Annotated in this window: 1 protein-coding gene; it reads right to left on the bottom strand. The window is 49.0% G+C overall.

The window, feature by feature from the left end; translation table 11 throughout:
* Positions 1-3: 3 nt before the first annotated feature.
* A partial coding sequence (locus tag FD28_RS02070) for a GlsB/YeaQ/YmgE family stress response membrane protein (protein ID WP_157059812.1) occupies positions 4-243 on the bottom strand: 240 nt, incomplete at its 5' end.

Genomic DNA, 243 nt, shown 5'->3' with positions numbered 1-243 from the left:
CCCTTACTTTTTACTGGTTCGACCAACAACTAATGAAACAATCAGAACTAAAATAATTGCCCCGATGATCGATGGTATCAATGCCGTGCCAGCTAACGAAGGGCCCCAAGTGCCAAGGAGCCCTTGGCCAATCCACGCACCGATTAAACCAGCTACGATATTTGCAATCCAGCCCATAGCAGCACCACGGTTAGTGATTGCGCCAGCAATGGCACCAATGATTGCCCCGACGATTAATGACCA

The sequence above is a fragment of the Levilactobacillus hammesii DSM 16381 genome, assembly GCF_001434395.1.
Lineage (GTDB): Bacteria > Bacillota > Bacilli > Lactobacillales > Lactobacillaceae > Levilactobacillus > Levilactobacillus hammesii.
This window is presented reverse-complemented; position numbering and strand designations above follow the sequence as displayed.